We start from the raw sequence: 25,464 nt of genomic DNA, 5'->3' as shown, positions 1-25,464 counted from the left end.
CCCGACTGGCCCAAAATTCGCAAGGCAGCGTCAGGGCTGATTCCCTGCTCCCACGAATTGGCGCAGCAAGATGCGTGCGCCCGGAGACCGGATGAGCGGCAAAGATCGGAGAGTGCCATGAACGTGCATGCCGCCGGCGATCTCAAATTTACCGGCCTCACCCATCCGAACGGCTCGCCACTACGCCTCAACGCTCAGGATTTCGTGGCGGTCGATCGCGACAGGAATGCCAGGTTCGAAGCAACGTACCGGCCGCAGGCCCTCTACAACCGCGCGAACGAGGGCTTCCACGCCAACAACGAAACCTTCCTCCTGCACGAAGTCGCGACGAACCTGCCGATCTACCGCCCGGACACCGGCCCCACCGATTTCCATCTTCATCTCCCGCCGGGCGGCTTTCAGCTCGTGCTGGTCACCTCGGGCGCTTTCACCTTCGACTACGACGGGCGCTTCTACAATGTCGGCCCCGGCGCGGTGATGTTGCAAAGCGCGATCGTCCACCGCCAGCTGTTCTACACCTGGTCGGGACTGTCGACCGAAGAGAACCTGAACACGCCGCAGACCGTGGTGCCCGACCCGATCTCGATGGGCTATTCCGGCAAATTCCTAGAAGCCTTCGTGACCGATCCGACGACCTTTCCGAACCCGACCATTGTCGGTCCGGACCAGATCAACGAGGCCGAGACGCCGCGCGTGGCCTGGAGCCACCCGCTGCACAACCGGCCTGCCGACGCGGGCTTCTGGCTTCAGGATCCACTCGCGCTGGATGCGCTGTTCAAGCCGCTCGTCGACAGTCCGATCAAATCGGCCATGCCGGTGTACGTGCGTGACATCGGGATCGAGATTCCCAGCGGCCATCTCGTCACCGGCCACATCATCGCAACCGACCCGCGTGGCCAGTCACTCCTGTCGAAGAGCACATCGACGGCAGCAGACGCCAGCTGCTTCGCCAAAGGCGAGGTCGCAATCTACCGCGTCATTCGCGGCACGACCGAGTTCAAGAAAAAGTCCGGCGAGGTGATTGAACTCTCCGCCGGCGATGTGGTGACAGCAGGCAAGGAGTCGATCAGCCTCATTGGCGTCGGCGACAACACCCAGGTCCTGAGGCTCGGCCTTCTCAAGGGCATGAACGAGCTTCGCGGCTGGACGCCGACGCAGCGCGACGAGATCGACGGCCTCGCCGGCCAGATCATCACGCACAAGGACGTCCGCCCCCTGCGCACCGAAGGCAAGCCCGTTGGGTATTTGTACGGCTAGAAGGTTCTCAGCTAGGCGCCGGAGGTGTTCTTCCTTCTCCCCTTGTGGGAGAAGGTGGCGCGAAGCGCCGGATGAGGGGTCTCTCTCAGCGAACTCGGTTCGGAGTGTGAGGAGCGAGACCCCTCACCCGTCTCGCCGCTGTGCGGCGAGCCACCCTCTCCCACAGGGGGGAGAGGGTCATCGTGCACCAATTTAGCAAAAACTCATTCGCTTGAGAGCCGCTCGTGCGGCTCCTACTCTGCCGCCTGCCGTACATGCCGCGCCGTCGGCGTGCGCATGGTGACGAGCTCTTCGGCCGCGGTCGGATGCAGCGCGATCGTCGCGTCGAAATCGGCCTTGGTCGCCTTCATCTTCACTGCAATCGCGACCACCTGGGTGACCTCGGCGGCACAATCGCCGACGATGTGGCAGCCGAGCACGCGGTCCGTCGAGCCATCGACGACGAGCTTCATCAGCACGCGGGTGTCACGGCCGGACATGGTTGCCTTGATCGGCCGGAACGTCGTCTTGTAGATGTCGACGTGACTGAATTGCGCACGCGCCTCGGTCTCCGTCAGACCAACCGTGCCGACCTCCGGCTGCGAGAACACCGCGGTCGGGATGTAGGAATGATCGACTTGCACCTCGCGCTTGCCGAACACGGTGTCGGCAAACGCATGCCCCTCGCGGATCGCAACCGGCGTCAGGTTGTGCCGGTGAGTGACGTCGCCGATCGCATAGATGTTGTCGACCGAGCTCTTCGAGAAATGGTCCACCGCGATGCCGCCATTGTCAGGGTTGATGGCGACGCCGGCCTTCTCCAGACCGAGATTGGCGACCGACGGATGGCGGCCGATCGCGAACATCACCTGGTCGGAAGCGAGGCTCGAGCCGTTCGACAGATGCGTGGTGAATTCCTCGCCGTGCCGATCGACCTTCGCCACCGTGCAGCCGGTGAGAATGGTGATGCCCTGCTTCTCCATCTCGCTGCGGACGTGGGCGCGAACGTCCTCATCGAAACCACGCAGGATGTTGTCGCCGCGATAGATCACGGTGACGTCGGAGCCGTAGCCGGCGAAGATGCCGGCGAATTCCAGCGCGATGTAGCCGCCGCCCTGGATCACGATGCGCCTCGGCAGCTTCTTCAGATGGAACGCCTCGTTGGAGGAGATCACGTGCTCGATGCCGGGGATCGAGGCGCCGTGGTTGGGCGCGCCGCCGGTGGCGATCAGGATGTATTTTGCGGTGATCTTCCGGTCGTCCGCGAGCAGGCGGACGGTGTGCTTGTCCTCGATCACCGCGCGGCTCTTGACGACCTGCGCGCCCGACTTCTCGACATTCGTCGTGTAGGCCGCTTCCAGCCGCGCGATCTCCTTGTCCTTGTTGGCGATCAGCGTCGGCCAATCGAAGGTCGCGGGCGGAATGGTCCAGCCGAAACCGGCGGCATCTTCCAGCTCGTGGCGGACATGCGAGCCGATCACGAACAGCTTCTTCGGCACGCAGCCGCGGATCACGCAGGTCCCGCCCATGCGGTACTCTTCCGCGATCATCACGCGCGCACCGTGACCGGCCGCGATGCGGGCGGCACGCACGCCGCCCGAGCCGCCACCGATGACAAAGAGGTCGACGTCGAATTCAGCCATTGTCCACTCCGACCTCTTCTTTCAGCGCATGATCCGGAAAGTGTGCAGCGGTTCTCCGATAGGATCATGCGCAAAATAACAGCCTAAAGCGCGATGACGCGCTTTAGGGATTTCTGATCAGATAGGTACTGTCAGATTTCCTTGCCACGCTTGCGCATCTCGGCGCGGAAGGCACCCATCACGGTCTCGGAGAAGTCCTGAGCCCAGGAGTTCATGAAGGCCATGCTCAGGCCGATGGCGCGCGGCTCGGCGTCGATCAGCTTCTTGCCCAGCGGCGACTTGTAGAAGACGACGAGATCCTTCAGTTCCTGCTCGGTGAACTCGCTGGCATAGATCTGCGCCATGCCTTCGCCGATCTCGTTCTGGCGCCCGTTGAGCTGCTGGGCGACGACCTGGGCAACCTCGTTGAGGTCCTTCTGGTAGTTCAGGTTCTGCTGGATCAGCGCGATCTTGGTCTTCTCGACCATGCCAGGCACGGCGCCTTGATACATCACGGTGGCGTTCTTGATCTGCAGGATCTCCTTGGCCGCCGCGATCGCCGCAGGCGAGGCTTTCGGCGGGGCCGGCGCGGGAGCAGCCTTCTGGGCCGGCGCAGCCTGCTGCGCGATCGCCGGGACCGTCAAGACGGCCAGTCCAGCAGCAAGCGTCGCGGCCGGCAAGAATCTCAATACGCTCTTCATTCCTAGTCTCCTTTCGGCTTACGCCGTTCAATCACGCGAATTCCCTCGCCGCCCGCCAAAACGGCCGAGCTGGCCAAGCCGATAAACAAGCCATGCTCGACCACGCCGGGGATCGAGCTCAACGCCTTGGCGAGGCCAGGCGGATCCACGATACGTCCGAGCTGGGCATCGAGAATCCAGTGGCCGCCATCGGTGACGAAAACGTGGCCATCCTTGTCGCCGCCTTTGGCCTTGCGGACCGCCATTTGCCCGGAAACGCCGCATTCGGCAAATGCCTTCTCGATCGCGCGGCGCGTCGCGCCAAGCCCGAACGGGATGACCTCGATCGGCAGCGGAAAGCGGCCGAGCGTCGGCACCCATTTGCTGTCGTCGGCAATCACGATCATGCGATCCGAGGCGGCCGCCACGATCTTCTCGCGCAGCAGCGCGCCGCCGCCGCCCTTGATCAGGTTGAAGTCGGGATCGATCTCGTCGGCGCCGTCGACGGTGAGGTCGAGATGATCGATCTCGTCCAGCGTCGTCAGCTTCACACCGCAGCGCTCGGCATCGAGGCGCGTCGCCTCCGAGGTCGGCACGCCGATCACTTTCAACCCGGCCTGCACGCGCTCGCCGAGCAGCTCGACGAAATGCTTGGCGGTCGAGCCGGTGCCGAGCCCGAGCTGCATGCCGTCACGCACCTCCTCGAGGGCGCGCGCCGCAGCCTGCCGCTTCAACTGGTCCATGTTCACGATGCGCCCGCCCCTGAATTTTAGAGTGTGCCGCCGATAGGTTGCTTGCGGCGGCCTATGTAGCCTCGTTTTTCCCGCCGGAACAGGCCTCCAGGCCGATCTTATAAGGTGAACTTATGGCTTCGGCCCTTGCGCCGATCCGGCCGGCCCGATAGCGCTGGGACCATGACCTCCCCATACACCCTCGTCTTCGATCTCGACGGCACGCTTGTGGATACGGCGCCCGACCTGATCACCGCGCTGAATTTCGTGCTCGACCGCGAAGGGCTGCCGCCCGTGCCGATGGCCTCGGCCCGCAACATGATCGGCGCCGGCGCCCGCAAGCTGATCGAACGGGGGCTGGAGGCCGAGGGCCGCACGGTCACGCCGGCGGACATGGACCGGATGACGGCGGATTTCATCGCCTATTATGCCGACCATATCGCGGTCGAATCCCGTCCGTTCGAGGGGCTCGAGGCCGCACTCGACCAGTTTGCCGCCCAAGGCCACCGGCTGGCGGTCTGCACCAACAAGCTGGAATGGCTGTCGAAGCGGCTTTTGGACCAGCTCGACCTCACCCGCCGCTTTGCCGCGATCTGCGGCGCGGACACCTTTGGTGTCCAGAAGCCTGATCCGACCATTTTCCGCGAGACCGTGGCGCGCGCCGGCGGAGCGGTCAAAGCCAGCATCATGGTCGGCGATGCCGGAACCGACGTCGGCGTCGCCCGGCGCGCCGGGGTGCCCGTGATCGGGGTCAGCTTCGGCTATACGGACGTGCCGATCGCCGAGCTGAAGCCGGACCGGCTGATCCATCACATGCGCGACCTGCCGGCCGCAGCCCACAGCCTGATGACCGCCTAGGAACCACAAGCCTCTGAGATAACTGGCATATTCTACGGAACCCCGCGTTAACCATCTATCAACTATGCGCAGCGCGCCGGTTGCTTGCTTGGGACGACGCCCGTAGGTTCGCCCGGGGATGTGGCGGTTCGTCGCAGTTAGAAGTGGGTGGTCATGCGTCGTGTCATCGCGATTGCGGTAGCGGGAGCGAGCCTTGGTGGCTGCTCCTCGATGTCTTGGGACATGTTCAAATCGGCGCCGCCGACCGTCCAGGTCCGGCTCGAATCCAATCCTCCGGGGGCTGACGCCACGACCTCGCTCGGCGCGGGCTGCAAGACCCCCTGCTCCGTCTCGGTTCCCGCCCCCGACGCGCCGTTCACCGTCGCTTTCGCGCTGCCGAAATATCAGCCGGCCAGCGTGCCGGTGAACGTGATCAAGAATCCCGGGGATTTCACCACGCCCGCCTCGGTCACCACCGATCCGAATCCGGTGTTTGCGGAACTCCAGCCGGCAGTGCCGCCCAAGCCTGTGAAGAAGCCGCACCGGCCGAAGAAGCCGAAGCCGGCCGCAGCCGCCGCGGCCCCTGCGGATGCCGCACCCGCTGCGGCCCCTGCGGATGCTGCACCTGCTGCGGTGGCGGCCTCGCCGTTTCCCGATCCGAACGCAGGAAAGCGCTGATCCAGGCGCTGATTACGTATACCACCCGATTGTCCTAGCCGCGTCCGATGCTTAGATTGCTTCCAGAGCACCACTGAAGCAGAGGTGCGCCCGTCGCCGTAAGTGACAAGGCAATTGGTATGAACGGATCTTCTGCGAGCCCCCTCGCCCCGGCGCGCCCCTGCGACGCGCTGTCGAGCGCGATGACCGATCCGTTCGGGCGGACCATCTCGTATTTGCGCGTATCCGTCACCGACCGCTGCGATCTGCGCTGCTTCTATTGCATGTCGGAAGACATGACATTCCTGCCCAAGGCGGACCTGCTGACGCTGGAGGAGCTCGACCGGCTCTGCACGGCCTTCATCGCCAAGGGCGTGAAGAAGCTGCGGCTCACCGGCGGCGAGCCGCTGGTCCGCCGCAACGTGATGACGCTGGTGCGCTCGCTGTCCCGCCACCTTTCGAGCGGTGCCCTGAGCGAGCTGACCCTGACCACCAACGGCACCCAGCTTGCGAAACACGCCCGGGAGCTCGCCGATTGCGGCGTCCGCCGCATCAACGTCTCGCTCGACACGCTCGATCCCAGGAAGTTTCGCGAGATCACCCGCTGGGGCGAGATCGACAAGGTGCTGGAGGGCATCGAAGCCGCGCGCGCCGCAGGGCTTGGCGTGAAGATCAACGCGGTGGCGCTGAAGAACCTCAACGAGGACGAGCTTCCCGACCTGATGCGCTGGGCGCACGGCAAGGGCATGGGCCTGACGCTGATCGAGGTCATGCCGATGGGCGAGATTGGCTCGGGCCGTATCGACCAGTACCTGCCGCTGTCGCTGGTGCGCGCGCGACTCGCCCAGCAATTCACGTTGACCGATCTGGCCGAGAGCACCGGCGGGCCGGCGCGCTATGTCAGCGTTGCCGAGACCAGCGGCAAGCTCGGCTTCATCACGCCGATGACCCATAATTTCTGCGAATCCTGCAACCGGGTGCGCATCACCTGCACGGGCACGCTGCACACCTGCCTCGGCCACGAGGATGCTTCAGATTTGCGCAAACCTCTGCGTGCATCTGACGACGACATGCTGCTTGCGGATGCGATCGACCGCGCCATCGGGCTGAAGCCCAAGGGCCACGATTTCATCATCGACCGCCGCCACGACCGCCCCAGTGTCTCCAGGCACATGAGCGTCACCGGCGGCTGAGGGATTCGCGCCCTCTCCGCCATAAGCTTTTGACTCGGCGTCAATTTGCCCATTTTCCGATTGACGGCGCACAAGCCCGCTGGTTTGGTGCAGCCGCCTTTGCTTGCCCGGCAGCAATAAGCCGGCCGCGCCCCTTTGGCGGTCGCGGTCAAGACGGCAAGGCACGAGGGGAGGACTGACGCCGCAATCGCTCGGAATTTCATCCGTACGGTCGCGTGCTGTTCGCACGCCGGCCAGGCGATGCGTGCTGAAGCCTCCCGTAAAGTGTTGGCCGCGACGGCGACGGAGAGAAAGTAAGATGCGTCCATTGCTGGCGGTGAGCAACGCCATCGACGCCCTCAATGAAAAGATTGGGTACGTCTGTAACATCCTGGTGCTGCTGGCGTGCCTGGTCAGCGCGGCCAATGCCATGATCCGCTATGCCTTCAGCAACTCCTCGAACGGCTGGCTGGAGCTGCAATGGTACATGTTCGCCATCCTGGTGATGTTCGGCGCGTCCTACACCTTCAAGCGCAACGAGCATGTCCGCGTCGAGATCTTCTACCTCACGCTCTCGGAACGCGGCCAGCTCTGGCTCGACATGATCGGCACGCTCTGCTTCCTGATCCCCTCCTGCCTCCTGCTCGCCTATCTGTCCTGGCCGTTCTTCATGCAGGCCTATAACGTCGGCGAGATGTCGGGCAATGCCGGCGGCCTGATCCGCTGGCCCATCAAGTTCGTGATCCCCGCCGGCTTCGTGTTGCTGGCGCTCCAGGGTGTTTCCGAAGTCATCAAGCGTATCGCGGCTCTCCAGGGCTATGTGACGATCGACGCCAAGTACGAGAGGCCGACCCAATGATTACGCTGGAAATGATGCCGCCGCTGATGTTCGGCGGCCTGGTTCTGGCGATGCTGATCGGCTTCCCCGTCGCGTTCACGCTCGCGGCGGTCGGCCTCTCCTTCGGCTTCCTCGCCATCCATCTCGGATTCTTCGACCTCAACTTCCTCCAGGCGATTCCCGGCCGCGTGTTCGGCAGCGTGCTTTCCAACGAGCTGCTGCTCGCGATCCCGTTCTTCACCTTCATGGGCGCCATATTGGAGAGATGTGGACTAGCCGAAGACATGCTGGACTCGATGGGCCAGCTGTTCGGCCCGGTCCGCGGCGGCCTCGGCTATTCCGTGATCATCGTCGGCTTCATCCTCGGCGCCATCACCGGCACGGTGGCGGCGCAGGTCATCGCCATGGCGCTGATCTCGATGCCGGTGATGATCCGCTACGGCTACAACATGCGCTACATCACCGGCGTGCTCGCGGCCTCCGGCACGATCACGCAGCTGGTGCCGCCCTCGCTGGTGCTGATCGTGCTCGCCGACCAGCTCGGCAAGTCGGTCGGCGACATGTATCTCGGCGCCTGGGGCCCGTCGGTGTTCCAGATCATGCTGTTCGCCGGCTACACCTTCATCCTCGGCCTGATCAAGCCGAGCCACGTGCCGCCGGTGCCGAAGGAAGCGCGCACGCTGACCGGCTGGGCGCTGTGGAAAAAATGCCTGATGGGCATCATCCCCTCGGCCGTGCTGATCTTCGTCGTGCTCGGCACCATGATGATGGGTCTTGCGACCCCGACCGAAGCCGGCGCCATGGGCGCGGTCGGCGCCATCGTGCTCGCCGCGATCCATCACAAGGACTTCTCCTCGAATGACCGCAAGATCCTGATCATCGGCGTGATCGCCGCCGGCGTCGGCACGATCGTCGCGATGCTGTTCACCGAGAATCTGGTCTTCAGGCTCTCGTTCGCCGTCACCTATCTCGCCGTGGCGTGGATCTGCATCCAGGCCGCCCGCATCCCGGACCTGCGTGACCTGATCAAGCAGGGCTACGAGTCCACCATGCGCCTCACCTGCATGGTCACCTTCATCCTGATCGGCTCGACCTGCTTCTCGGTGGTGTTCCTCGGCGTCTCCGGCGGCGTCTGGCTCGAGCATCTGCTGACCTCGCTGCCCGGCGGCGTGTGGGGCTTCCTGATCTTCATCAACCTCTTCATCTTCTTCCTGGCGTTCTTCCTCGACTTCTTCGAGATCGCCTTCATCATCCTGCCGATGATCGCGCCGATCGCGCAGAAGGTCCTCGCGCCGGTGGTGGGACCGGACGCGGCGCTGATCTGGTTCGGCGTGATGCTGTGCGTGAACATGCAGACCTCGTTCCTGCATCCGCCGTTCGGCTTCGCGCTGTTCTATCTGCGCGGCGTGGCGCCGAAGGAAGTGAAGAGCTCCGACATCTATTGGGGCGCGATCCCCTGGATCGGCCTGCAGATGATCATGGTGCTGCTCGTGATCATCTTCCCGGTCACGGTGACGGGCCTGCTCGACAAGCCGCTCAACGTCGATCTCGACAAGGTCAAGATCGAAGTGCCGCAGATCGACCTGCCGCCGCTGGATCTCGGACCGCCGCAGAAGTAGCGGCCGCGCTTTCTTCCTTCTCCCCTGATGTCCGCCGAAGCCTTGGCGAAGGCGGATGCGGGAGAAGACGTTTTTGGCAACCCCGCTAAGGGGCTGCTCAACGTCCGCCAGGCCTCGCCAGCGACCAAGCTCCGTAGCGCAGCGAGATGACGCGATGGGCTATCAGACCGAAGTCGCTGCGTGAGAAATGGCGAGCCCGTTGTTACCAACTGTAGCGGATCGTGCCGGTGCCAGCGTAGGTGGATGAGTGCGAGGCGAAGCCGCCGTCGAACTTGGCGAGCAGGCTGATGCCGTTGACGAACCGAAGCTCTGCACCCACCGACGTCAGCGCGGAATCTTTCGGGGGGATCGCCCCGTTGACGATGAAGCTCGCCCCCGGCAGCGCCTGGAACACCGGCATGAGGGTGGGATCACTCACCCAGTCATGCGCCCACGCGAGCCGGCCGCGCAACGTCAGCACGGCGTTGGAATAGAGCGCCAGCGACCGGTCGAAGCGCGCACCAAGCTCACTCCTGGTGTCGGTCGCATCGCGCGAACCGAACGCGAGGGCAAAACCATTGGGAACGGTGCCGATTTCGCCGTAGCCCGGCGTGTGGAAGCTCTGCGCCTGAATCGCCGCATAGGGCGCAACTCCGACATACGGCGTCTCGAAGTGATAGCCGCCTTCCAGCCGCCCGCCGTAGCTCTGCGCGTTGAAGTCAGCCGTCAGATGGTCGCCGCCAAAGGCGAAGCGGTCGGTTGACATCCAGTGATTGGTGAAGGCGAAGTCCGCGGCGAGATAGGCCGCGCCCCAGCGGGTCGCTCCGTAAATGCCAGCCTGGACGGCATCGCTTCTACCACCGCCGAGCCCCTGCGATAGGCTCCAATTGGTGCCGCCACCGGCGATTGCAAAGCCCACCACGGAATTGGGCGCAAGGCGGTAGTCGAACCCGCCCGCGAAACCCGCGGTGCGTGCCGAAAGATCATGGCTGCCGATCACGGGATCGCCGCTGGTCTTGTTGCCCCCGCCATAGCCGCCACCCCACACCGTCCAGCGCGGCTCATAGATCGGCGCTGGCGCCGGGGGTGCCTTGGTGTACATCGAGGCATAGGCGAGAGCTGGTCCCGACGGCCGAGGCTCGCAGTCGGGCCTGAAGCCGAGCGCTGGATAGTCAGTGCGGCCAACACCGCATCGACCATCGACGAACGGATCGAGCATCAGGTTGAGAAACTGGCTGCCGAGCTGGAAAGCGGCTGTCTGTGCACCGGTCGCAGCCTCCCCGGAGATCTGATCGAGGGCAGTGGTGAGATTGCTGCCGGCGAGGCCAAAGAGCGGCACGAAGGCCGGCGGCAGCGCACCGCCGTTGTTGAAGAAGTTGTCGATGGCACGGCCGACGTTGAGCTGGTTGTCGGTGAAGACCTGCGGGGGCGGCAAAGGAGACGGCAGCCCCGGTATCGGCGGTCCTGAGGTATTGGCGGCTGGTCGGGCGGGATAGGTTCGGGAACGAGCTGTGCCCTAAGGTTAAGTATTGCGCTGTTGCCGACGTAGGCCAGTCGCGTCCCGAAGCCGGCCGGCAAGCCGACGTTGACGTGCGCGTCGAAGGTGCCGGTGATACCGAACGCTGCCGTCAAAATGGTGTATTGGCGCGAGACGTAACTGCCTGGCGCGAAGTTGGCCACTACGGTGCCGGCAAGCGACGCCGCGCCGAACACATTGGTGGTCGAGGCCGTCGTGGGATTGACCTGCACGACGTAGAACGCGCCGGACTGGAACGCGAGATTGCCGATGAAACGCATCGCGTCGGGCGTTCCCCCTTGACCGGCGACGATCCCCTGACCGGGAACGAGGAAGCCGCCGGCGTTGATCTGGGTCAGGGTCGATGTCACGGAGCCGTTGCCAATCAGCGCTCCGCGGAAACCGCCGCCCCCGCCCACGGTGATAAGCCCCCCACCCGGGGTGCCGGACGGCGTGTCGTTGACAGAGCCACCGTCCGCGACCGTGAGTGTGCCGATGGAGTTCGGTAGAGCGCTCCCGACCTGAATGCCGCCGTTGACGTTTGTCCAATTCGAGCCTGCGCCGGTCACCGTGACGTCGCCCCTGCCGAGGAAGCCGACGACACCGCCCGTGAAGGTGAGGAGCGTGCCGCCGTTCTGGATGGTGAGGTTACCCACTCCGGTCCGGCCAACGACAAGGCGCTGCGCTACCGCGCCAGGGACCCCAACCACCGTCGCATTCGGCAACGTGACGTTAATGTTTGCATCGCTCCCCCCAAGTACAGGGACGCCAGCCGTCCAGTTAGCGGCGGTAAACCAGTCGTTGGATGTCGCACCGGTCCAGTTGGTCTGGGCGCGCGTCGATACTGTGGACGCGGAAAGCAACGCCATCACCGCTGTGGTTGTCAGCAAAGGTGTGCGCACCGATGGCTCCGGCAAAACACGCTGGGCACTTCGAACAAGCCCATCGAAATGGTGAGAGCGCAAATCACCGCAATTGTGGCGAACAACAAACGCAATTACAGTTTGTGGCTGGCTGTTGTGAATTTGTCACGGGGCGGCCAGTGAGGCTGACCAATTCTGCACTCATAAGGTCGAGTACGTCGGCTCGCGGTCTCTTATGTGCAATCTCGCCGCATTCGGCGCAGCGATCGTGGGGGCCGGCGTCAACGGTCACGCTGATCAGTTCCGTGAGAATGTCACCACGTTCGGCGCAATGTATGGGGCCTCCATCTTCTTTTTGCAGTTGGCGTAAACTTCGCTAAAGCGACGTTCTGAGTTGCACGACCTTTCCAGCTTATGAACGAACAGCGTCACGGCGTCATCGTGCCAGATCACCTCTGTCGATGGCGCACTGGCTGTTCGGCACGAACCGTCGCGCATTGCCGGGAAGCAGCAGAGGGATTGCCGCCGGATCCGCGCGCGTGACAAGCGCCGGAAACACGGGCATACCGGGCCATCCTCCAACTGATGGACCGCCGCGCATGTCCCGATCGCTCCCTGCTCCGTCGCTCGCGCCCTTGATCGCATCGCTCTGGCTGGCATGTGCCGCAACGTTTGCGCATGCGGAACCGATGAGCGATGTCCATGCGCTGGCGCAAAAGGAGCAACAGCCGCTGCTCGACACGCTGCGCGATCTCGTCAGCATCGAATCCGGCAGCAAGGACGTCGAAGGCTTGAACCAGATCGCCGAGCGCGTTGCCGGCCAGCTCAAGCAGCTCGGCGGCACGGTGGAGATCTTGCACCCCACCGACGTCTATCGCCTCGACGACACGCCCGAGACAATCGGCCCGGCCGTGCACGCCGTCTTCAAGGGCACCGGCAGCAAGAAGATCATGCTGATCGCCCACATGGACACGGTGTACCTGAAGGGCATGCTGAAGGACCAGCCGTTCCGCGTCGACGGCGACAAGGCCTACGGCCTCGGCATTGCCGACGACAAGCAGGGCGTCGCGCTCATTCTCCATACCGTGGCGATGCTCCAGAAACTCAATTTCAAGGATTACGGCACGCTCACGGTGCTCACCAATGGCGACGAGGAGATCTCCTCGCCCGGTTGGCGCAGCACCATCACCAAATTCGCCGCGGATCAGGACGTGGTGTTGTCGTTCGAGGGCGGCGGCACCGACGGCACGCTGCGCCTTGCCACCAGCGGCATCGGCTCGGCCTATCTCACGGTGCACGGCAAGTCCTCGCACGCCGGCGCGCGGCCCGAGGGCGGCGTCAACGCGCTGTACGAGCTCTCGCACCAGGTGCTGCAGATGAAGGACCTGTCCAAGCCCGAGCAGGGCCTGAAGCTGAACTGGACGGTCTCGAAGGCCGGCACCAACCGCAACGTCATCCCGGCCGACGCCTCGGCCCAGGCCGATGCGCGTGCGCTCAAGGTCGCCGATTTCGACGAGCTGCAGAAGGCGCTGCAGGAGAAGATCAGGAATCGCCTGCTGCCCGACTCCAGGGTCGAGCTGAAATTCGAGGTGCGTCGCCCGCCGCTGGAGGCCAACGACGCCTCGCGCCGCGTCGCAGCCTACGGCAAGACGATCTATGGGGAGATCGGACTGTCCCTCAAGGTCGACGAGAAGGCGACCGGCGGCGGCACCGACGCCGCGTTTGCCGCGCTCAAAACCAGCGGCGCCGTGGTGGAAGGCATGGGCCTGTCGGGCTTCGGCGCGCACTCCAACGATGCCGAATATGTGCAGATCAACAGCATCGTGCCGCGGCTCTATCTGGCCACGCGCATGATCATGGACCTGTCCACGGGCAAGCTGAAATAGCGGTCTGTTTTCTTCCCTTCTCCCCTTGTGGGAGAAGGTGGCGCGAAGCGCCGGATGAGGGGTTCTCTCCTCGCATTCAACGCGCAGCTGGACTCGCGGAGAGACCCCCTCACCCGTCTCGCCGCTGTCGCGGCGAGCCACCCTCTCCCACAAGGGGAGAGGGCAAAGAAGCAGTCTTCTCCGCCAGCCGAAACCGCAGCGTGAACTCCGCGCCGCCGCCCGGAAGATTCTCCACCGCCACCGTCGCGGCATGATCGTCCGCGACCCCGCGCACGATCGAGAGCCCGAGGCCCGCGCCGTCGCTGCGCTGGCGGTCGGCGCGCCAGAAGCGCTGGAAGATCAGCTCGCGCTCGGCTTCCGCGATGCCGGGGCCGCAATCGCGCACGCGCACCGAACCATCGTCCCGCACCTCGACATCGACCGAGGTATCCTTCGCCGTGAACTTGATGGCGTTTTCGGCGAGGTTGAAGATCGCGCGCTGGAGCATCTCCGCATTGCCGTGGATCAGCACCGGCGCGTCGGCGCCCTTCAGCGCGATGTCCTTGTGCTGCGCGATCGCTAACGGCGCGATGGAGCCGACCACCTCGGCGCAGACGGCGCGCAGGTCCGCGGTCTCGCCGGGATCGAGCACCAGGGTGTCGAGCTCGGCGATCTCCAGCAGCTGGGCGACGATGCGGCTCATGCCTTCGATGTCGTCGTGCAGCGCCTGCCTTGCGGCGCCATCGCCCAGCGTCTCGATCCGCGTGCGCAGGATCGTGAGCGGCGTGCGCAATTGATGCGCGGCATCCGCCGTGAACTGCCGCTGCACCCGAAAACCGTCCTCGAGCCGGTCGAGCGCCTGGTTGACGGCGGTGACGAGCGGCATGATCTCGCGCGGGATCTGTTCCGTCGGCAGCCGGATGTCGGTGCGCGCCGGCCCGATATTGCTGGCCTCCTCCGACGCCTTCCACAATGGCGCGATGGCGCGGCGGAAGATGATGATGTCGGCGGCGAGCAGGATCAGCAGGATCGGAATGGTGATCCACCCGACCCGGCGGAAGAAGTTCGAGATGATGTCGTCGATGATGACGTCGCGATGCGCCAGATCCTCGGCCACGCGGATGCGCACGATCTTGCCGTCGATGATGCGGGTGACGCCGGCGCCGGAAATCGTCTCGGAAAGAGTCGGAGGCGCCGACGCTGCCGCTCCCGTCTTGCGGCGGGACGAAAACAGCAGACGGCCGTCGGCATCGCGGATGTCGTAGAGATAACGGCCGTAGGCTTCCGAATAGAGGCCCCGCAGGCTGTCGGGCAGGTTGAACGTCAGCAGGCCGTCCGGCGCGGCGACAATGCGCTCGGCCAGCACCTCGGCCTGCGCGCGCATGGCTTCGCGGTGCAGCTGGTCGACTTCGGAGTTGAGCAGCCAGAACAGTACCAGCGGCAGGAAGATCGCGACAACCGCGACCGCCACGATGTGCATGAACACCATGCGCCAGATCAACGATTTGAATGTCGGCGATCTGCCATAGGCCCCGGCGGCCGCCACGCTATTTCTCCTCGGACATGAGATAGCCGACGCCGCGGATGGTGTGGATCACGACCTTGGCGCCGTGCTCGGTGAGCTGCTTGCGCAGCCGCGAGACGTAGACCTCGACCGCGTTGGAGGCGACCTCGCCTTCGAGCCCGAAGATGTGGTCCTCGACGTTCTTCTTCGGCACCACCCGCCCCTGCCGGCGCAGCAAAATCTCCAGCACCGAGGTCTCGCGCGCGGAGATGATCCGCGGCTGGTCGTCGACGAAGATCTGGCGGCTTTCGGTGTCGTAGACGAGATTGGCGAGGCGCAGCGAGCGGCCGAGCAGCTGGCCGGGCCGGCGCAGGATCGCCTCCAGCCGCGCCACCAGCTCCTCCATGGCGAACGGCTTTGCGAGATAGTCGTCGGCGCCGCTGCGCAGGCCGCTGACGCGATCCTGCAGGCCGCCGCGCGCGGTCAGCACCAGCACCGGCAGCGGCTCCATCTGCCGGCGCAGCTCGCGCAGCACCGACAGGCCGTCGCCGTCGGGCAAGCCGAGGTCGAGGATCATCGCAGCGTAGCTGACGCTGCTGACCGCCTCGCGTGCCTCGGCCGCGGTGCTCACGATGTCGCTCTGGTAGCCCGCGGCCGACAGCCCGGCGGCAACGAGCCGCGACAGCTCGACATTGTCCTCGACGATCAGAAGGCGCATCGCAGTCCCGCCGGATGTTCCGGTGCAATCACGGCTCGCGCCGCATCTTCGCTCTCTTCCACCATTCCGGCCGCCTCGGCCAGCGAAAAAGCGCGTGGCAGGCCGGCTCGCGCCCCCTGTCAGGTTCGTGTAAGCCGACCTCGGCGCGTTCCCATGATGGTTTACTCGATCACCTCGTCGGCGCCGGCAATGACTGCTGCGGAGAACGGATGGCCGAGCAGTTTCGCTGCCTTCAAATTGACAACGAGCTCCACCTTCGTGACGAGTTGAACTGGAAGATCAGAAGGCTTCTCGCCCGACAGAATGCGTCCGGCATAGATACCCGCGCGACGGTGCGACTGCATGAAGTCTCCTCCGTAGCTCATCAAGCCTCCGGCCACGGGAAAGTCTCGGGTCTGCGTGATTGCGGGCAATTGATATTTCATCGCGAGAGCCGCCAGCCGGACACTGCGAAATGCAAAATAGGGGTCGGAGGTAAACACAACTCCGCCTGGCCCGTCCCTGGCCACGGCGGCGAACACGGATTCAAATTCATCCTCCTTGCTTGCGCTATAGATCTGCAATTGAACCCGCAAGGCTTCTGCAGCCGCCTGAAGCTTCTGCAATTGTGATGGTGCGGTCGGACTTGTCGGGTTGGCGACCACCGCCAATCTGGTCGCCGTGGGCAACAGGTCGCGCATCAGCTCAAGCCGCTTTGGCGACACATCGACGCTCAGGCTCGATACCCCCGTGATATTTCCGCCGGGCCGCGACAGGCTGTCCACCACGCGCAGCTGAACGGGGTCGCCGCCCATCTCGAACACGATGGTCTTGGTCGTACCCGTACCCTTCGCGGCAAGTGCCACGGGAGCCCCGCCAGGAGCCACGATCACGTCTACATTTCTGGCGACCAATTCGGCAGCCAGGGCAGGCAATCGAGAATATTGTCCGTTGGCCCACTGAAAGTCGATCGCCACATTGCGACCCTCGACGAAGCCGGCCTCCTCCAGTCCCTGTCGGAAAGCCTCAAGTCGACTGCCAAAGAGCTCGGGTGACTCCGGGCAAAGATAGCCAATGACCGGCATGGAGGGCTTCTGCCCATACGAGACGGTCGTCCACGTCGCGGCGCCTGCCATCCAAAGAAGAAAATCACGCCGTCGAGGGCGTCCGCGTAGCGTTGCTGCTTCAGGGTTGGCGCACCTCATGCCTACGGACCCGCTGCCGTCAGCCGTTTGCCGGAGCATAGCCCCGGATACGCGAACAGTCTCTAGCGGATTGTGCCAGGCATCCTGCGGCCACTCGGCTGGAGAGCCTCGAAGGATATTCCGAAGACTGGAATAGCTTCGTCAAATCCTTTGATTTCGCGGCCCCCGAGATCCTCGACGGGCCGCCTGCCCTTGACGTCGGCGGCGACTTTGGCGTCGATCAGGATTTCCTTGTCCGCGGCAGATGCGCACAGCCGGGCCGCAAGATTCACGACGCTCCCAATGGCGGTGTAGTCGAGCCGGTCCTCGTATCCGATCCGGCCGACAGTCGCCGGCCCGCTGGCAAGGCCGATTCCGAAACCAATGTGGTAGCCACGCGATCGCCAGCCGGCGATGAGGGCTTGCACGTTCGTCTGCATGTCGACGGCCAGATCGATGGCTCTCAATGCAGGCTCTTCGACCGGGACAGGTGCGTTCACCAGCACCATCAGTCCGTCGCCGGAGAAATTGATCAGCGTTGCCTCGAATTTCGTGATGACCCTGCCGAGGCTTTCATAATATTCCGACAATACGCTCATGACGTCCTCGGGCGCGGCGCCTGCTGAAAACGCGGTGAACCCCCTCAAATCGCAGAAGACAACGACGACTTCCGTACGGCGGCCGTCCAGCACGCTGTCATCGCCGGCTCGATCGACGAGATCGGCCACCTGGGGAGCAAGGAACCGCTTTAGCTTGGCGATGCGCTCCTGGTGCTGCTGCGCCAGCGCGAGCTCGGAAGCCATTCTGTTGAAACTGTTTGCAAGACGCTGGAACTCGTCCCCGGTGTGGATTGAGATGCGGTGGTCAAAGGACCCGGCACCAATCCTCTCCGTGCCCTCCTCGAGCAGCTTGATCGGCTCCGTCATCCGGTGCGCCAATGCATAGGCAAGTATCCCGGCGAGCATGGTGCTGATTGCGAGGAGCATTGCCGTCCGCCACAGGGCGGAATAGATCGGCGCATAAGCTTCGGATAGCGGCTGCACGACCACGACTGTCCAGTCGGGGCCCTGTACGGGAGCAGCGCTGGCAGCAACATACTGTCCTTGTGCATCGCGGCTCGTTGCGAAGCCCGCTTTCGGCCCTATCGCGTCCCGCACAGCCCGAAATGGTTTGGAGGTTGCTTCCTCCGCCCCGCGGAGCACGAGGCTGATGTCGGGATGGGCGATCAACCGACCCGATCGGTCCAGGACGAAGGCGGAGCCGGTCCTTCCGACCTTGATCGCCGAGATCACGTCCCAAATCAGCTTGAGGTTCACTTCGACTATGACTGCGCCGACCGCCGGTCGGTTGCCGGTAATCCCAACCGTCAAGTACGGTTCGGAGCCTCGATGGTAGCTGACGTCGCTGAACGAGATCTGAGCTGTGCGGGCACCAACCAAGGCAGGATCAGCTGATCGGTCCGTACGGCTCTCGATACGATTGAGGCCGATCCGCGAGATGTAGAGACGCTCCAGGCCATTGCCGTCGAGGAGTGTGAGACTGACGATGGCGGGCGCTTGTCGAAGCAGGCGCAACGCGTCGGTCCGCCGGCGTTCGTCGAACTCGTCACTCCATGGAAGCTGAACCAGCCAGCCAAGCTGACTTGTGATGCCGTAGATGAAATCGTGTATTTCGGCGGCCGCGGATGCGGACTGGAGGCTAAGCCACTGGTCGAGCCTCGCGCGCTGATCGCGATAGCCGAACCACGCTTCAATAACGCCGTTGAATGCAAGTGGGATCGCGACAGCCACGAAAAGCGCGAGCAGATATTTATGAAAAAGGCCGCGAAACCGATCCTGAGGAATCATGATCCGGTCTCCTGATAATCACATAAATACAATGGCCCAGAATAACATGTCGCTCAGCCGTCGGGTGGAGTTCATTCGAATCCCGAGCGTATCGGTACACCCTTCGCGCCGTTAAGGCGGACCAGTCACGCGGTCTGGCGACAAATTGGCGCTATGGCTGAATTGTCGGCCGATGTCAGCCTCCGGCTGACTGGCCTTCGCGCCGCAAGGCGGCTTTTGACCACCCTGAACGGACGTTGCTGCCGGGCAGACCTAGCATGCGCCGCAGCCACGTTGATCTAGGTCAAGCATCACCCCCTCCTTTGGCCTCACGTCCTGTTCAGCTCCATTTGAGGCGGCGACGTCGCCTTTCAGTTCGCTGGCGCCCAGCAACTTCCAGCTCGGCGTCGCATTCTTCCGGTAGCCTCCTCTCGTCGACGAGGACCTTGCTCATGATAACAATTCCAGAACTGACGTCCCAGGCGCTCGGTGCGTTCCTCATCGCGGAGACAAAAGGCCGCTTCGGCTCATCGCATGCCAGCTTGCCCGAATTGCTCCCCTACGCGGCGAAGCTGGCCCTGGAATGTATCGGTAATAGCGATGCATTGTATCACAACGTGGAGCACACCCTGTTGGTCACGCTGGTGGGGCACGACATCCTGATCGGCCGCTCACTTCTGAGGCAAACCACGGCCAGCGATTATGCTCACTTCATCCTGGCCTGTCTGATCCACGACATCGGCTACGTTCGAGGCGTCATCTACGGAGACCAGGAGGGCGCCTATGTTGTTGACGGTACCGGCCGAACGGTTGAGTTACCGATCGGCTCCTCCGATGCAGCGCTTGCGCCCTATCACGTCGACCGCTCAAAATTGTTCGCGGTGGAGCGTCTCGACGCAGTCGACCAGATCGACGCCGCGCGCGTTGCCCAGGCCATCGAATATACCCGCGTTCCCTATGCAGACACACCAACGAGCGAACCTAGGGATGATCTGGACCAGGAGGAAGGCTTGTTGCTGCGTGCCGCTGATCTGATCGGCCAGCTCGGCGATCCGAACTACATGAAGAAATCAAATGCTCTCTTCTATGAATTCGAAGAGATAGGGCTCAACAAATCGCTCGGATACGCCACACCCGCGGACGTGGTGCACAAATATCCGCAGTTCTACTGGACCAAGGTCGCACCCCAAGTCCAGACGGCGATCCGTTATCTGAACGTAACCTCGAGCGGAAGACAATGGATCAGCAACCTGTATGGCAATGTCTTCCGCGCCGAGCGAGAGGTTAGACTATCTGGCCCGCAGTTGTAGATCGGTGGTCTTGAACGGTGATTTCCGGCGCGACCAACACGCGCGCGGGTCCGGCTCGGAGGCCACGTCCATGTGGCAGTCAAAAGCGAGCGGCCGGTTGAACGAAGGCTGGATTACACGCTAGATTGCCGAAGCCCTCTTTGACAAGGCGCCCCGTTCTGGAGTTTCACGTGCGGATCCTGATCGCGCTGCTTCTGTCGTTCGCCACCGTTGCTCATGCCGAAAACACCGGGCTCATGTCCGGCCTGATCAGTGCGCCCATAACATTGCCCGTCAGGATGTTCGGCAAGGATTTGACGCTGGACGGCTATGTCGTTCGCCCGGATCGTCCCGGCCGATTTCCGTTGGTGATCATGACTCATGGCACCCCAGGGGGATGGGATGACGCTTTCTTCCGCAACATTGCCAAGCGTACTCCGACCGCCTTCAACACGCCGGCCGTAGCTCTGGCCCAGCGTGGCTACGCGACCTTGTCCATCATGCGTCGTGGCTTCGGCCTGTCTGGAGGGAGCTACTCCGAGGAACTGCTAAGGCCGTGTGATTACCTCGCGGCCGAGCGCATTGCGGCAGATGACATCATAGTGGCGATGGCGGCCGCCCGACGTGAGCCCTGGGTCGATCCCGACCACATCCTGCTGCTCGGCCACTCAACCGGCGGGCTAACCATGCTCGCCGTCGCTGAGCGAAATCCCGCCGGCGTCGTAGGCGTTCTGAACTTCGACGGCGGTTATCATGCGATGGCCAAGCCGGACGAAGCCTGCAGCCCCGATCGTCTCGTGGGCACAGTGGCGTCACTCGGCCGAACCGCCCGCGTACCGGCGCTTTGGCTCTACGCCGAAAATGACCGGTCATATGGCCCCGAACTCGCGCATCGGATGACCGCATACACGGCCGGCGGCGCGCCGGCGCGATTGCAGATCCTGCCGCCCTTTGGAACCGACGGTCATGACCTCATCATAGGGGCAGCGGCCGAAACCTGGCTCACAGTCGCCGAGCCGTTCCTTGCCGAGCTTAAACTGCCGACCGCTGTTACGATCGATCTGCCAGAGCCTGCACCGCTTCCAACACCAACCGGTCTTTCGCCGGACTGCCAGAGGGCGTTTGCCAGCTATGTGGCCATTCGCAGCGACTTCAAGGCATTTGCCATCGACGATAAGGGAGCCTGTGGCCTGGCACCTGCCAGCCGGACGGCAACGGAAGCGCGCGACAGGTCTGTCGCGGAATGCAAAAGCAATACTTCCGGCACAGCCTGCCATGTCTATGCCGTCGGCCAGCGCACGACCGAGAACTGAACGACGCAATATGCATCGATCCCAACAAGCTGACTAGGCTGATCTAGTACGGTGCCGCAGAAAAGCGGCTCTGAGTTCGGCCAGTTGGTCGCTCGTTGCTCCCAGCTCTGCGTCGGCTCGATCTGTGAGCAAGTCGACGTAGGCAATCGGCTGATCGAACTGGCTCGCTGTGAAGTCGTACCGCCGTCCTTCGATCCGATTGTAGAAATGATCGGCCGCCGGCAGAGGCGTTTTCAGCAGCTCGCCGCCGAAGAGTTCGTGAACGAGCAGCGCCGTGACGTTGCACTGCCCTGCCGCCGGATTGTTCGCCGTCCATTGGCTGGAAGTCGACAGCGACCATGCCTTGCGCAGCGCGCGTCGAACCTCATCGGGATCGAAGCTCATCGTCACCTCACGGGATCGCCACCGAAGCGCCAATTTTCGGATTATACGATTCTAGCCTTTTGCCACTGTTTTGCCCGACGTGTCAAACGGGTTCGTTGCTGGGCTGAGCCCCAACTCCATCCACCTGTCATTGCGAGCGTAGCGACTTGTCCGCCGAAGCCTCGGCGAAGGCGGAAGCAATCCAGCAACCCTCCGCGGTCACGGTCTGGATTGCTTCGTCGCAAGGGCTCCTCGCAATGACGATGCGGGAACGGACGCGCGGCAAATGACGATGTCATTCCAGATGCCGCGATCAGGCGAACCGCCGCGTTGGCCCCGGCTGTGCGACGATTGCCCCTTCCTGCTGATTTGCCCCGACGCGTCAAGCTGCTGGCAGCATCCAGAGGGCAACCTGCCCTCACCCCGCTTCTACTGTGCATGGGGTTGTTTTTCATATTTTTGTTTGGCGGCCGCTGGCGGCAAAGAAAAAGCCCGGCCTCGCGAACGAGGCCGGGCTCTGTCGTCTTGCGACGTTTCGAAAGATCAGCCGCGGGTGCGCGAGCGGATCATGAAGCTGTCGTAGGTGTATTCGGCGACCTGCCACCACAGATATTCGTCGGAGCGGTAGGCCTGCATGGCGTCGATCGACTTCTTGAAGTCGGGGTTCTTGGCCGAGATCTCGCCCCACAGCTCGTTGGTCGACTTGAGGCAGGCTTCGAGCACTTCGTTGGTGAAGGGACGAAGCTGGGTGCCGCCGGCGACCAGACGCTTCAGCGCCGCCGGGTTCTGCATGTCGTAGCGCGCGGCCATCCAGCTGTTGGCGTTGGCCATCGCGTTGGTGAGGATCGCCTGGTAGTTCTTCGGCAGCGAATTCCACTTGTCCAAATTGGTGAAGGCGTGGACGGTCGGACCGCCTTCCCAGAAGCCGGGATAGTAGTAGTACTTGGCGACCTTGGCGAAGCCGAGCTTCTCGTCATCGTAGGGGCCGACCCACTCGGCGGCGTCGATGGTGCCCTTCTCCAGCGCCGGATAGATGTCGCCGCCGGCGAGCTGCTGCGGCACGACGCCGACCTTCTGGAGCACCTGGCCGGCGATGCCGCCGATGCGCATCTTGAGGCCGGAGAGGTCCGCAACGGTCTTGATCTCCTTGCGGAACCAGCCGCCCATCTGGGTGCCGGTGTTGCCGCAGGGCTGACCGATCACGTTCGACTTCTTGAAGAACTCGTTGCCGAGTTGCTCGCCGCCGCCCTGGTACCACCAGGAGTTCTGCTGGCGCGCGTTGAGGCCGAACGGCACCGAGGCGTAGATCGCCCAGGTCGGGTCCTTGCCGACATAGTAGTAGGAGACGGTGTGGCACATCTCGACCGTGCCGTTCGAGGTCGCGTCGAGCGCCTGGAGGCCGGGGACGATTTCGCCGGCGGCGAACACCTGGATCTGGAATTTGTTGTCGGTCATCTCGGCGACGTACTTCGCCAGCTGCTCGCCACCGCCATAGATGGTATCGAGCGACTTCGGGAAGCTCGACGTCAGGCGCCACTTGATCTCGGGCATGGACTGCGCGATTGCCGGCGAGGCCACCGCGGCGGTCGCCGCCGCGCCTGCTGCCGACACTTTCAGGAAATCACGACGCTTCATCTTCAGGTCTCTCCTTGTTGGGGCGTTTCCCCTAAACTTCCTCGTTGTCGCCGCTCGTTCCGGCGACGCGTTCTAAGTCGCGTCGAACCGAAGGGGCTTGACTGCCGTGGCCTTTAACACGGAAGCCCCGCTTTCGGAACGCGACAATGGCATGACGGGGCTCTACGAAAGTCGCATGCCCCCAAAAGACCGGCTCAGGCCGCAGCGATAGCGCCTTTGAGCTGGTCCCGGACCTGCCCCGCAATGGCGCGATAGATCGCCGCATGAGGGCCGTCCGGCTCGCTGTCGACCACGGGATTGCCGGCATCCGAGCTGGCGCGAATCGCCATGTGCAGGGGGATCTCGCCCAGGAACGGTACCCCGAGCTTCTCGGCCTCGTGGCGCGCGCCGCCATGGCCGAAAATGTCCGATTGCGTGCCGCAATGCGGGCACTGGAAGTAGCTCATGTTCTCGACGATGCCGAGCACGGGCACGTTGACCTTCCTGAACATCGCAAGCCCCCGCCGCGCATCGATCAGGGACAGGTCCTGCGGGGTCGAGACGATCACGGCGCCCTTGAGCGGCACGTTCTGCGCCAGCGTGAGCTGGGCATCGCCGGTACCCGGCGGCATGTCGACGACGAGCACGTCGAGGCTCCCCCATGCGACGTCGCGCAGCATCTGCGTCACCGCCGACATCACCATCGGACCGCGCCAGATCATCGCGGTCTCTTCCTCCACCAGGAAGCCGATCGACATGATGGCGAGGCCGAAACGCTTGAGCGGAATCATCTTGCGCTCGCCGTCCAGCGCCGGCTTCTCGTGCAGGCCCGTCAACCGCGGCACCGAGGGGCCGTAGATGTCGGCATCGAGCAGCCCGACCTTGAGGCCGAGGTCGCGCAGGCCCAGCGCCAGGTTGAGCGCGGTGGTCGACTTGCCGACGCCGCCCTTGCCCGAGGCGACCGCGATCACGGCGGCGACACCCGGAATCTCGGACTGCCGCGCCATCGGCGATTGGGCGCCGCCCTGCGGCGGTGGCTTGTGGGCGTGGACCGGCTGCACGCCCGGCGTGCCGCGGCTCGGCGTTGGCGGCGGAGGCGGTGCGGCACCCGGCTTGCGCTCGGCGGTCAGCGCCACCATCACGGTGGTGACGCCGGGAATGGCGCGCACCGCGGCCTCAGCCTCGGCCCGGACGGATTCCCAGGCCCGCGCCTCGGCGGCATCGACGTTGATCGAGAAGAACACCTTGCCGTCGGCCGCGCTGATCGCGCTCAGCACATTGGCATTGGTGAGCGCGACCCCGCGGGGCGACTTGATCCTGGCGAGGCTGTCTAGAACCTGTTGCTGCGTCACGCTCAAAGCGCATCTCCTGAACAGAGCATGATCCGGAAAAGTGTGGAGCGGCTTTCCGATCAGATCATGCTCAAGGCTTGAGGATGCCCCATTAGAGCGGAAACGGGCAAAAGGCTACTGCCTGCCGATATCGTCAGCCATCTCCGCGGGGGCAGCCCCCTGCTCCGCAGCGGCCTCGTAATTGAGCTCGATCATGACCCCGTTGGGGTCGTGGACGAAGATCTGCCAGAGGTCGCCGCCGGGCACCTGGCGGGAGTCGAATTTCATGCCCTTGGACGTCAGCCGCTGCTTCATGCCGTCGAAACCGCGGCTGACGAAGGCGACGTGGTGGACAACGCCGGAATCCGGCTTTTGTGGCTCCGAGGTCGGGGAAATATCGACGAGGTGCACCACCGCCTTGCCCTCGCTGTACATCCAGGCCCCCGGGAAGGCGAAATCGGGCCGGGCGCCCTTTTCCAGGCCCAGCACGTCCTCATAGAAGCGGACCGTCTCGGCCAGATTCCGGGTCCGGATGTTGAAATGATCGAGGACACCAACGCTCACGTCGCCCATGCTTTCGCTCCCTTTTTTTATGTAGGACCTTAAGTCCCGCCATCCTAGCCCGTCCTATTCGTGAGAGTGCGTTTTTCTAGTCCGATTGATGTGGCCGCACATCTGCTCTGACGAGGCGCACAGGATTGCCTTCGGCTTTTCACCGCCTGACGACC

The 25,464-nt window shown here is 63.7% G+C and carries 22 protein-coding genes; 9 read left to right on the top strand and 13 right to left on the bottom strand.

The window, feature by feature from the left end:
- The first annotated feature begins 117 nt into the window (after positions 1-117).
- On the top strand, positions 118-1,257 hold the full coding sequence (locus QJT78_RS31095; protein ID WP_028146739.1) for a hypothetical protein: 1,140 nt from the start codon (positions 118-120) through the stop codon (positions 1,255-1,257).
- Between the two features lie 233 nt (positions 1,258-1,490).
- Here the strand turns inward: QJT78_RS31095 and gor are convergent, their stop codons facing one another.
- The 3 genes from gor to rpiA all read right to left on the bottom strand — a co-directional run bounded on the left by gor (position 1,491) and on the right by rpiA (position 4,287).
- On the bottom strand, positions 1,491-2,879 hold the full coding sequence (gor, locus tag QJT78_RS31090; RefSeq protein ID WP_028146740.1) for a glutathione-disulfide reductase: 1,389 nt from the start codon (positions 2,877-2,879) through the stop codon (positions 1,491-1,493).
- 131 nt (positions 2,880-3,010) lie between these two features.
- Positions 3,011-3,559, bottom strand: a complete 549-nt coding sequence (locus QJT78_RS31085; RefSeq protein ID WP_028146741.1) for a DUF2059 domain-containing protein — start codon at positions 3,557-3,559, stop codon at positions 3,011-3,013.
- 2 nt (positions 3,560-3,561) lie between these two features.
- Positions 3,562-4,287 (bottom strand): ribose-5-phosphate isomerase RpiA, encoded by a 726-nt coding sequence (gene rpiA / locus QJT78_RS31080; RefSeq protein WP_028146742.1) that lies wholly within the window; start codon positions 4,285-4,287, stop codon positions 3,562-3,564.
- Between the two features lie 165 nt (positions 4,288-4,452).
- Here rpiA and QJT78_RS31075 point away from each other — a divergent pair, with 165 nt between their 5' ends.
- The 5 genes from QJT78_RS31075 to QJT78_RS31055 all read left to right on the top strand — a co-directional run bounded on the left by QJT78_RS31075 (position 4,453) and on the right by QJT78_RS31055 (position 9,392).
- Complete coding sequence (locus QJT78_RS31075; protein ID WP_014496192.1) at positions 4,453-5,127, top strand: HAD family hydrolase; 675 nt, start codon at positions 4,453-4,455, stop codon at positions 5,125-5,127.
- Positions 5,128-5,280: 153 nt separating this feature from the next.
- The gene (locus QJT78_RS31070; protein ID WP_038943848.1) at positions 5,281-5,784 is read left to right on the top strand and encodes a hypothetical protein; all 504 of its coding nucleotides are present in this window, start codon (positions 5,281-5,283) and stop codon (positions 5,782-5,784) included.
- A 119-nt stretch (positions 5,785-5,903) separates the two neighbouring features.
- On the top strand, positions 5,904-6,956 hold the full coding sequence (moaA, locus tag QJT78_RS31065; protein ID WP_028146745.1) for a GTP 3',8-cyclase MoaA: 1,053 nt from the start codon (positions 5,904-5,906) through the stop codon (positions 6,954-6,956).
- A 298-nt stretch (positions 6,957-7,254) separates the two neighbouring features.
- Complete coding sequence (locus tag QJT78_RS31060) at positions 7,255-7,794, top strand: TRAP transporter small permease subunit (protein ID WP_014496195.1); 540 nt, start codon at positions 7,255-7,257, stop codon at positions 7,792-7,794.
- Positions 7,791-9,392, top strand: a complete 1,602-nt coding sequence (locus QJT78_RS31055) for a TRAP transporter large permease subunit (RefSeq protein WP_028146746.1) — start codon at positions 7,791-7,793, stop codon at positions 9,390-9,392. The genes QJT78_RS31060 and QJT78_RS31055 overlap by 4 nt, the downstream gene beginning before the upstream one ends.
- A 202-nt stretch (positions 9,393-9,594) precedes the next feature.
- On the opposite strand, the gene QJT78_RS31050 is transcribed toward QJT78_RS31055, so the two are convergent.
- Both QJT78_RS31050 and QJT78_RS31045 read right to left on the bottom strand, forming a co-directional pair.
- Positions 9,595-10,473: an autotransporter outer membrane beta-barrel domain-containing protein gene (locus QJT78_RS31050; protein ID WP_240537642.1), complete on the bottom strand. Its 879-nt coding sequence runs from the start codon at positions 10,471-10,473 to the stop codon at positions 9,595-9,597.
- Positions 10,474-10,589: 116 nt separating this feature from the next.
- Entirely contained in the window at positions 10,590-11,789 is a 1,200-nt protein-coding gene (locus QJT78_RS31045; RefSeq protein ID WP_155257692.1) for a hypothetical protein, read from the bottom strand.
- A gap of 560 nt (positions 11,790-12,349) precedes the next feature.
- Here QJT78_RS31045 and QJT78_RS31040 point away from each other — a divergent pair.
- Complete coding sequence (locus tag QJT78_RS31040; protein ID WP_049807736.1) at positions 12,350-13,636, top strand: M20/M25/M40 family metallo-hydrolase; 1,287 nt, start codon at positions 12,350-12,352, stop codon at positions 13,634-13,636.
- Between the two features lie 109 nt (positions 13,637-13,745).
- Here the strand turns inward: QJT78_RS31040 and QJT78_RS31035 are convergent, their stop codons facing one another.
- From QJT78_RS31035 to QJT78_RS31020, 4 genes are all read right to left on the bottom strand, one after another.
- A complete protein-coding gene (locus QJT78_RS31035) occupies positions 13,746-15,161 on the bottom strand; it encodes an ATP-binding protein (RefSeq protein WP_038943852.1) in 1,416 nt (471 codons plus the stop codon).
- 1 nt (position 15,162) lies between these two features.
- Complete coding sequence (locus QJT78_RS31030) at positions 15,163-15,837, bottom strand: response regulator transcription factor (protein ID WP_028146749.1); 675 nt, start codon at positions 15,835-15,837, stop codon at positions 15,163-15,165.
- A 161-nt stretch (positions 15,838-15,998) separates the two neighbouring features.
- The gene (locus QJT78_RS31025) at positions 15,999-16,901 is read right to left on the bottom strand and encodes an ABC transporter substrate-binding protein (protein WP_240537641.1); all 903 of its coding nucleotides are present in this window, start codon (positions 16,899-16,901) and stop codon (positions 15,999-16,001) included.
- A gap of 182 nt (positions 16,902-17,083) precedes the next feature.
- Positions 17,084-18,847, bottom strand: coding sequence for an adenylate/guanylate cyclase domain-containing protein (locus QJT78_RS31020; protein WP_028146751.1), 1,764 nt, complete (start codon positions 18,845-18,847; stop codon positions 17,084-17,086).
- A 431-nt stretch (positions 18,848-19,278) separates the two neighbouring features.
- Between QJT78_RS31020 and QJT78_RS31015 the strand changes: the two genes are divergently transcribed.
- Together QJT78_RS31015 and QJT78_RS31010 are read left to right on the top strand one after the other, a co-directional pair.
- Positions 19,279-20,136, top strand: coding sequence for a hypothetical protein (locus QJT78_RS31015; protein ID WP_028146752.1), 858 nt, complete (start codon positions 19,279-19,281; stop codon positions 20,134-20,136).
- Positions 20,137-20,306: 170 nt separating this feature from the next.
- Positions 20,307-21,428, top strand: a complete 1,122-nt coding sequence (locus tag QJT78_RS31010; RefSeq protein WP_038943853.1) for an alpha/beta hydrolase — start codon at positions 20,307-20,309, stop codon at positions 21,426-21,428.
- A 33-nt stretch (positions 21,429-21,461) separates the two neighbouring features.
- On the opposite strand, the gene QJT78_RS31005 is transcribed toward QJT78_RS31010, so the two are convergent.
- From QJT78_RS31005 to QJT78_RS30990, 4 genes are all read right to left on the bottom strand, one after another.
- Positions 21,462-21,812 (bottom strand): hypothetical protein, encoded by a 351-nt coding sequence (locus QJT78_RS31005; protein WP_028146754.1) that lies wholly within the window; start codon positions 21,810-21,812, stop codon positions 21,462-21,464.
- A gap of 522 nt (positions 21,813-22,334) precedes the next feature.
- Complete coding sequence (locus QJT78_RS31000) at positions 22,335-23,426, bottom strand: TRAP transporter substrate-binding protein DctP (RefSeq protein WP_014496209.1); 1,092 nt, start codon at positions 23,424-23,426, stop codon at positions 22,335-22,337.
- A gap of 194 nt (positions 23,427-23,620) precedes the next feature.
- Entirely contained in the window at positions 23,621-24,763 is a 1,143-nt protein-coding gene (locus QJT78_RS30995; protein WP_028146755.1) for an Mrp/NBP35 family ATP-binding protein, read from the bottom strand.
- 108 nt (positions 24,764-24,871) lie between these two features.
- On the bottom strand, positions 24,872-25,309 hold the full coding sequence (locus tag QJT78_RS30990; RefSeq protein WP_028146756.1) for a VOC family protein: 438 nt from the start codon (positions 25,307-25,309) through the stop codon (positions 24,872-24,874).
- Positions 25,310-25,464 lie beyond the last annotated feature (155 nt).

This window comes from Bradyrhizobium sp. Mp27, from assembly GCF_029953005.1.
GTDB lineage: Bacteria > Pseudomonadota > Alphaproteobacteria > Rhizobiales > Xanthobacteraceae > Bradyrhizobium > Bradyrhizobium barranii.
The sequence above is the reverse complement of the archived record's forward strand: the minus strand, read 5'-3'. Positions and strand labels throughout refer to the sequence as shown.

Bases quoted from the DNA above. Each gene is read 5' to 3' on its own strand.
- QJT78_RS31095 (WP_028146739.1), top strand. From the start codon at position 118: ATGAACGTGCATGCCGCCGGCGATCTCAAATTTACCGGCCTCACCCAT.
- gor (WP_028146740.1), bottom strand. From the start codon at position 2,879: ATGGCTGAATTCGACGTCGACCTCTTTGTCATCGGTGGCGGCTCGGGC.
- QJT78_RS31085 (WP_028146741.1), bottom strand. From the start codon at position 3,559: ATGAAGAGCGTATTGAGATTCTTGCCGGCCGCGACGCTTGCTGCTGGA.
- QJT78_RS31075 (WP_014496192.1), top strand. From the start codon at position 4,453: ATGACCTCCCCATACACCCTCGTCTTCGATCTCGACGGCACGCTTGTG.
- QJT78_RS31070 (WP_038943848.1), top strand. From the start codon at position 5,281: ATGCGTCGTGTCATCGCGATTGCGGTAGCGGGAGCGAGCCTTGGTGGC.
- moaA (WP_028146745.1), top strand. From the start codon at position 5,904: ATGAACGGATCTTCTGCGAGCCCCCTCGCCCCGGCGCGCCCCTGCGAC.
- QJT78_RS31060 (WP_014496195.1), top strand. From the start codon at position 7,255: ATGCGTCCATTGCTGGCGGTGAGCAACGCCATCGACGCCCTCAATGAA.
- QJT78_RS31055 (WP_028146746.1), top strand. From the start codon at position 7,791: ATGATTACGCTGGAAATGATGCCGCCGCTGATGTTCGGCGGCCTGGTT.
- QJT78_RS31050 (WP_240537642.1), bottom strand. From the start codon at position 10,473: ATGTACACCAAGGCACCCCCGGCGCCAGCGCCGATCTATGAGCCGCGC.
- QJT78_RS31040 (WP_049807736.1), top strand. From the start codon at position 12,350: ATGTCCCGATCGCTCCCTGCTCCGTCGCTCGCGCCCTTGATCGCATCG.
- QJT78_RS31030 (WP_028146749.1), bottom strand. From the start codon at position 15,837: ATGCGCCTTCTGATCGTCGAGGACAATGTCGAGCTGTCGCGGCTCGTT.
- QJT78_RS31025 (WP_240537641.1), bottom strand. From the start codon at position 16,901: ATGCCGGTCATTGGCTATCTTTGCCCGGAGTCACCCGAGCTCTTTGGC.
- QJT78_RS31020 (WP_028146751.1), bottom strand. From the start codon at position 18,847: ATGATTCCTCAGGATCGGTTTCGCGGCCTTTTTCATAAATATCTGCTC.
- QJT78_RS31015 (WP_028146752.1), top strand. From the start codon at position 19,279: ATGATAACAATTCCAGAACTGACGTCCCAGGCGCTCGGTGCGTTCCTC.
- QJT78_RS31005 (WP_028146754.1), bottom strand. From the start codon at position 21,812: ATGAGCTTCGATCCCGATGAGGTTCGACGCGCGCTGCGCAAGGCATGG.
- QJT78_RS31000 (WP_014496209.1), bottom strand. From the start codon at position 23,426: ATGAAGCGTCGTGATTTCCTGAAAGTGTCGGCAGCAGGCGCGGCGGCG.
- QJT78_RS30990 (WP_028146756.1), bottom strand. From the start codon at position 25,309: ATGGGCGACGTGAGCGTTGGTGTCCTCGATCATTTCAACATCCGGACC.